Here is a 6836-nt window from a genome sequence, read left to right as displayed (position 1 = left end):
CTACGCGGGAGATCGTGGCCGACAGAATCTTGCCCTTAAATCGCAGTGGCTCATGCATCCGTACCAGTCCAAGTTTTGGAATTTTGATATATTGAACCTCTTTCTCCTCTTTCTTTTCAGGGGCGTCAACGATGCGGAATTTGTCGTTGGTGAGCGTGAAGCGGTCGTCAATGCCTTTCTTGCGGAACTGCGGGTAGCGGGCGCGACCGGCAAAGAAGTTCTTGAAGGCTTCACCCAGTTGAATGATCGCCATCTGCGGCGCGCACTTGGTGACTTCTAGCATCCACGGGTATTGACTGCGCTTGATTGCGTTCAACTGCCGACGCAGCGCATTCTCTGACGGTTTTGGCAGACTGTTGTCCAGCTTCCATGCCTCATATTGCCGCTTCCACTCAGCCAGCGCCCAGTTGTAGGCAAAACGCGCTGTGCCCGCGGCTTTGGCAAAGTAGGTGGCTTGCACGTTGTTGGGGTCGAGGGCGATCTTGTGGGCGAGGATCATGCGCAAGCCTCCTCAACAGCCTTTCTGACGCCATCGAGCAGTTTCTGGTTCTTGCGGGAACTCACCTCGAATGTCCTCTTTCTGAGCGTAACTGGAGACACGGGCATAGGCAAGGGTGCGACGGTGTGCATCGGCTTGGGCGCGGAACAGTTTGGGTTTGAGCTTGGCGAGGTCGTAGCGTCGGTGGCCACCCGCCGTGTTTTCCCGCTGCCTCCCAGCGGCGTAGCGTCGTAATCGACACACCCAAGGCCGAAGCAGCTTCGCCTATGCTCACCAATCTTTCCATATTGGAAGGTATTGCAAAGTTTTGGTGATATTTCAAGTGAACTGCTCAAACCCCACTGCCGCAGCCGCTCAAGAAAGGGTTCTACCATGCCGAGGTCTTCAGCGTTGCCGTGACTAAAAAGCACTGTAAAGTGAGCGTCTGGGTTGGAGACATACCGCACCGCAAGACGATCGCCCTGACCCACTGGAATCAGCGTGAATCCTGCAGAAAGGGAATAAGTAGGAGGCGGCGGATGGAAGATGAGCGCATCGGCGCCAAAGTAGAGATAGGCCGCAATAATCAAGTAAATGAGGAGTGCTGATCGCCCCAGGCGCAGCCAATTCCACTCCCCTAGTACCCAATCTCGTAGCCAACTCATTTAGAGGTAGCGTGCAGACTGGGTGCCGCTATAGGCAGCGTCCCTAGGGGTTGATCTCCCTGCTGAGCCAGTGTGGGTACCACTTCTCGCACGCGGGCAATCACCTGACCTGTGGTGGCATCGTAAATCTGTGTCAATAGCTTAGGATAGAGGCCAATGCCGATAATCGGCACCAACAGACAGGCAATGATAAACACCTCACGGGGTTCGGCATCCACAAGGGCTTCCTGCTCAACCAGTTCCTTGTTTTCGGGGCCGTAGAAAATTTCCCGCAGCATCGAAAGCAGGTAAATCGGCGTCAGAATTACCCCCACTGCGGCCAAAAAGACCACAATCACTCGGAAGGGCAGAGAATAGGCATCACTGGTGGCAAAGCCAATAAAGACCATCAGTTCAGCCACAAAACCACTCATCCCCGGCAAGGCAAGGGAGGCCAAGGAGCAGGCCGTAAACATAGCAAAGATCTTCTTCATTTTCTGGCCGACCCCGCCCATTTCCTCAAGAATCAGCGTATGGGTACGGTCATAGGTGGCTCCCACCAAGAAAAAGAGGCTCGCCCCGATTAAGCCGTGGGAGACCATTTGTAGCACTGCCCCACTCATCCCCAGATTGGTAAAGGAGGCAATCCCAATCAGCACAAAGCCCATGTGGGAAATTGAGGAATAGGCAATTTTGCGTTTCAAATTCCGCTGGGCATAGGAAGTCAACGCTGCATAAATAATATTGACTACCCCCAAAATCACCAGCACGGGCGCAAACTTGGCATGGGCTGCCGGCAGCATATCCACATTCATGCGAATCAGGGCATAGCCCCCCATCTTGAGGAGAATTCCCGCCAACAGCATGTGCACCGGCGCCGTTGCTTCCCCGTGGGCATCGGGCAGCCAGGTGTGGAGAGGCACAATTGGCAGCTTGACGCCGTAGGCAACTAAAAAGCCCGCATAGACCAAGAGTTGAAAACCAACGGCATAGTCCTTAGCCGCTAAGGTTTGCATGTCAAAGCTAATCGTGTCACCGTAGAAGGCCATGGCCAAGCCCGCCACCAAAATAAAGAGGGAGCTACCGGCGGTGTAGAGAATGAACTTGGTTGCGGCGTATTGACGCTTGGGGCCGCCCCAAATTGCCAAGAGCAGGTACACCGGAATGAGTTCTAATTCCCACGCAAGGAAAAAGACCAGCATATCCTGCACGGCGAAAACGGCAATCTGCCCCCCATACATCGCCAGCATTAAGAAGTAAAACAGTCGTGGCTTCAGGGTCACCGGCCAAGCGGCCAAAATCGCCAGCGTCGTAATAAAGCCCGTGAGCAAAATCAGCGGCATCGAGAGGCCATCGGCTCCCACCGACCAGCGCAGGCCGATTTCCGGAATCCAGTCATAGCTTTCCCACAGTTGCATGCCGGGGGTATTCAGGTCATAGGCAGTCGTGAAGGCATAGACCATCAAGGCAAAGTCAATTAGCCCCACCGTTAAGGCATACCAGCGAATCGGGCGCCCTTTGCCGCTGGGATCAGGGATGAAGGGAATCGCCAAGGCAGCCACAATGGGGAACAGGATAATCGTTGTCAGCCAAGGAAACGTACTCATGGCAATTGTCTTTACTCCTCCAGCAGTTAAGAAAGAACCCTGAGGGGGGTTAGGCTTGCACCGAGAAGATGACAAATCCCAACACCGCCAGCAGCACAATCAGGGCGTAAAATTGCGCTCGGCCATTTTGAAGGTATTTCAGCCCCTCGCCGGTAACCATGGTGACAAAGCCCGTGAGGTTCACTACCCCATCCACCACGTTGTAGTCCACCTCCAAGACCTGACGCGCCAAGCGACGACAGCCTTTGATGAAGACCGCTTCGTAAAGTTCATCGAAGTACCACTTGTGCAGCGAGAACTGATACAGGGGTTGAATTGCTTTGGCGATCGCCTGTGGACTGGGACTCCCCTTGAGATACATCAGGAAGGCCATGGTAATGCCAATCAGGCCAATCCCCACAGAGCTGCTGCCAAGGACGAGGAACTCTGTCAAATCCGGCGCGTGCTCCGCCATTATCTCCTTACCGGGGGCATGGATAAAGGTTTCAAAGAGATTGTTGAAGGGAGTACCCACAAAACCAATGAATGTCGAGGGAATCGCTAGCACCACCAAGGGCAGCGTCATTGTCCAAGGAGATTCATGGGGTGCAGCAGCGGGGTCATCGTGGTGCCCAGGGTGATCATGGTGCTCCTGTAACTCTGGGGGCACATTGCGGAACTTGCCCTCAAAGGTCAGGAAGTACATGCGGAACATGTAAAAGGCGGTTAGGCCAGCCGTGAGCCACGTCAGTGCCCACATCGCCGGGTTGGCATGAAAAACTGCACCTAAAATTTCATCCTTCGACCAAAAGCCCGCAAAGGGAGGCACGCCAGAAATGGCCAAGCACCCCACTAGAAAGGTTGCCCCCGTAATGGGCATATACTTGCGCAGACCCCCCATGTAGCGCATATCTTGAGCCAAATCAGGGTTATGGCCAACCACCCCTTCCATGCCATGGATCACCGACCCCGATCCCAGAAAGAGCATGGCTTTGAAGTAGGCATGGGTCATCAGGTGAAAGAGGCCGGCACTGTAGGCACCCACGCCCATCCCCATGACCATGTAGCCCAGTTGGGAAATGGTTGAATAGGCCAAGCTCTTCTTGATGTCGTTTTGGGTGATGGCAATCGTTGCCCCCATAAAGGCGGTAAAGGCACCCGTCCAAGCAATGAGCGCCATAACTTGGGGCAGTTGCTCAAACACGGGGAACATGCGCGCAATCAGAAATACCCCGGCTGCCACCATTGTTGCCGCGTGAATCAAAGCAGAAATGGGTGTCGGGCCTTCCATTGCATCCGGCAGCCATACGTGCAGGGGAAATTGGGCAGATTTAGCTACAGGACCAAGGAAGACCAAGATGGCGAGAATGGCCGCAAGGCTGGGGGACAGCAGCCCCGTATTCACCAGCTCCGTCAGGCGATCGCCCATTTCCCCAAACTCAAATGTGCCCGTTGCCCAGAACAGACCCACCATGCCCAACAGAAGGCCAAAATCCCCAACGCGGTTGGTAACAAAGGCTTTTTGTGCTGCTTCCGCTGCGCTTTTGCGGTCATACCAGAAGCCGATCAGCAGGTAGGAGCACATCCCCACCAGTTCCCAAAAGATATAGACCTGCACCAAGTTGGGGCTGACCACCAACCCCAGCATAGAGGAACCAAACAGGCTCAAGTAGGCAAAAAAGCGCACATAGCCAGGATCGTGAGCCATGTAGCCATCGCTGTAGAGCATGACCAAAAAGGCCACCGTGGTAACGATGACCAACATCAAAGCCGCTAGGGGGTCAATCACGTATCCCATGGCAATGTGGAGATTGCCCGCCGCTGCCCATTCAATCATTTGTGTGTAGGGGGCGTGGCCTTGAACTTGGCTCCAAAAGAGACCCAGCGAGTGCCCCATGGCAATGGCCATCAGGGTCATGATAAAAATGGCACTGGGTCGTCGCAGTTTCGAGGTGGTCTCTGAGAAGGCAATCAAGCCAAAGCCAACAATCAGCGCTCCCAACAGGGGTAAAACGGGAATCAGCCAAGCGTATTGATATAGGGGTTCCATGCGTGCCACCTAACTTTCCACAAGAGCTGCCTGCCTAGAAAACCCAATAGGTATGAATCGCTAGCGTAGGCAAAACCCTCTACATTTTGCCACATCCCTTTTAGCAAGCGACGAGGGGTACCGGTTACGGAAAATAAAAAAACAGATTTTCTTCAACATTGCCACCATCAAAAGGCATGATTACCCCTGCCTTTCTGCAACATGGGGGACATGTCAAAAAAAATGAGATGATCCCTTGCAATAGCTTTTGCAGCGTTGTGTGTCTTGCGGTCTTGCAAAAAGGGGTGTAGGGATGGAACAAGTCAAAAAGGGTTACCCGTCTAACGATACATTGATGCAGTGACAGGGGAGAGCGCGATGAGATTGGGGTTTGTTATAGGACGCTTATGCTGGTCAGGATCTGTTATTGGGGGAGCGATCGCTTTGATGTTTATCCCCCCTACCACCGTTGCCCAAAATCCCCCCGATTCCCGCATGGTGCAACGGGTCGAGAACGCCACATTTGTCCTTGGGGAGTTTACATTTAACAACACCAATCGCATTCCTCCGAGGATTATCCAGCGTGCCCAAGGAATTGCCATTATTCCCAATGTGGTTCAGGCAGGCTTTATTTTTGGGGGCCGCCGCGGCGCTGGGATTCTTTTAGTGCGCAATGAAAATAACCAATGGAGCAAGCCCGCCTTTATCACCCTCACGGGGGGGAGCTTTGGTCTGCAAATTGGCGCCCAATCCACGGATGTGGTGCTGGCCTTTATGGATAAATCTGTAGTTATGCGCAGCTTGGCGCAGTCGTTTCGCCTAGGAGGCAATGTCTCCGTTGCCGCAGGCCCAGTGGGCGGGGAAGTTGTGAGTCCCACCGACCCTAGTCCTCAAGTCTTTTCCTATACTCGCAGTGCTGGGCTATTTGCAGGGGTTGCTCTTGAAGGAGCCAAAATTGGCTTTGACCAAACTGCCAATACCCAGTTCTATGGTCGCCGCAACCTTACCCCCAGCCAAATTTTTGAGAATTCGCCGCCCCTCCCTTCGCCTCCTGTTCTCAACGGCCTTTATAATGCCCTTGCCCGTGCGGCTCGCTAATGCCTTATCCAGACAGTGGTAAGATAGCAGTCAATAGTCTGCATTCTAAAGCTAAGGAACACTATGGCAAAGGGACAGGGTTTTGGCTTCGGTTTGGGCAAAATGAAGGAGCTGGCCGCAGCCATCCAAAAAGCGCAACAAGTTCAAGAGGGCGCCAAGAAGCTGCAAGAAGACCTAGAAAAAATGGACATTGAGGGTCAAGCGGCAGGCGGTGCCGTCAAAGTGATTATGAGCGGTACCCAAGAACCCCGCCGCGTTGAAATCAGCCCAGATCTCCTCAGTGAAGGGGCAGAAGTCCTCTCCGACTTGGTCACAGCTGCCATGCGCGATGCTTACCAAAAATCCACCGCCACCATGCGCGAACGGATGGAAGAGTTAACAGGTGACTTAAACGTTCCGGGTCTGGGTTGATGCACTCCTCTTGCCCACTATGGCACCCAAGCTGCGGCTGCTGATTGTTGAGATGCTCCAATGATGCAACTGGGGCCAAGACAAGACCTAGGGGATCAGTTTGCTGTGGTGGGTTATGCCGAAGATGGCTAGGGCACCATTGATTTAACGACAATTGCAGCCTCAAGTCCTACAAAGGGCGACCGATCAAAGCTTAAGGAACCTCGCGGTGTCCGGCGATCGCTAAGGGTGGGCAGCCCCTGGGGAACAAAGTCGGGTGCTGGTTAGTGCTTTCCCGCTAAAGTTCGCAATCTTTACAGGTTAGAAATCGCCACCCCAGCCCCCCAGGTCCGTAGCGGTTCCCAAGAGGAGATTATCCTCCGACACCTCAGCGAGAACGGGGGCAGGTGGCAACCCCAGGTACTCAATCTGCACCGTGGCACTGTGCGTGCCCTCTCTATCTATTATCTCCAAGGCCAAGGATTTGTGCCGGTGGTGATGAGGGATGGCTCTGTTATCGGCAGCAAATTCAACTGAGTTACTTCAAAGAGCCTAAGAATACTTCACAACCCTTGCTTGGCATCCCAAGGGAGCGTATTTAGCCCCAGGGG

The 6836-nt window shown here is 53.8% G+C and carries 5 protein-coding genes and 1 pseudogene; 2 read left to right on the top strand and 4 right to left on the bottom strand.

The window, feature by feature from the left end:
* From Q0711_RS08750 to Q0711_RS08735, 4 genes and pseudogenes are all read right to left on the bottom strand, one after another.
* A partial coding sequence (locus Q0711_RS08750) for a transposase (protein WP_299042303.1) occupies window positions 1–499 on the bottom strand: 499 nt, incomplete at its 3' end.
* Window positions 500–568: 69 nt separating this feature from the next.
* Window positions 569–785 (bottom strand): annotated as a pseudogene (locus Q0711_RS08745) (MerR family DNA-binding transcriptional regulator); the annotation flags it as partial.
* A gap of 354 nt (window positions 786–1139) precedes the next feature.
* Window positions 1140–2729, bottom strand: a complete 1590-nt coding sequence (gene ndhD1 / locus Q0711_RS08740) for a photosynthetic/respiratory NAD(P)H-quinone oxidoreductase subunit D1 (protein ID WP_298613888.1) — start codon at window positions 2727–2729, stop codon at window positions 1140–1142.
* Window positions 2730–2778: 49 nt separating this feature from the next.
* Window positions 2779–4758 carry an NAD(P)H-quinone oxidoreductase subunit 5 gene (locus tag Q0711_RS08735; RefSeq protein WP_298613890.1) on the bottom strand — a complete coding sequence of 660 codons (1980 nt, stop codon included), beginning with the start codon at window positions 4756–4758 and terminating at the stop codon, window positions 2779–2781.
* A gap of 426 nt (window positions 4759–5184) precedes the next feature.
* Between Q0711_RS08735 and Q0711_RS08730 the strand changes: the two genes are divergently transcribed.
* Both Q0711_RS08730 and Q0711_RS08725 read left to right on the top strand, forming a co-directional pair.
* On the top strand, window positions 5185–5835 hold the full coding sequence (locus tag Q0711_RS08730; RefSeq protein ID WP_298613892.1) for a lipid-binding SYLF domain-containing protein: 651 nt from the start codon (window positions 5185–5187) through the stop codon (window positions 5833–5835).
* 63 nt (window positions 5836–5898) lie between these two features.
* Window positions 5899–6246 (top strand): YbaB/EbfC family nucleoid-associated protein, encoded by a 348-nt coding sequence (locus Q0711_RS08725; protein WP_298617606.1) that lies wholly within the window; start codon window positions 5899–5901, stop codon window positions 6244–6246.
* Window positions 6247–6836 lie beyond the last annotated feature (590 nt).

The sequence above is a fragment of the uncultured Thermosynechococcus sp. genome, from assembly GCF_937958135.1.
Classification (GTDB): domain Bacteria; phylum Cyanobacteriota; class Cyanobacteriia; order Thermosynechococcales; family Thermosynechococcaceae; genus Thermosynechococcus.
This window is presented reverse-complemented; position numbering and strand designations above follow the sequence as displayed.

Excerpts from the sequence above, each read along its gene's own strand:
- ndhD1 (WP_298613888.1), bottom strand. The coding sequence starts at position 2,729 with ATGAGTACGTTTCCTTGGCTGACAACGATTATCCTGTTCCCCATTGTG.
- Q0711_RS08735 (WP_298613890.1), bottom strand. The coding sequence starts at position 4,758 with ATGGAACCCCTATATCAATACGCTTGGCTGATTCCCGTTTTACCCCTG.
- Q0711_RS08730 (WP_298613892.1), top strand. The coding sequence starts at position 5,185 with ATGTTTATCCCCCCTACCACCGTTGCCCAAAATCCCCCCGATTCCCGC.
- Q0711_RS08725 (WP_298617606.1), top strand. The coding sequence starts at position 5,899 with ATGGCAAAGGGACAGGGTTTTGGCTTCGGTTTGGGCAAAATGAAGGAG.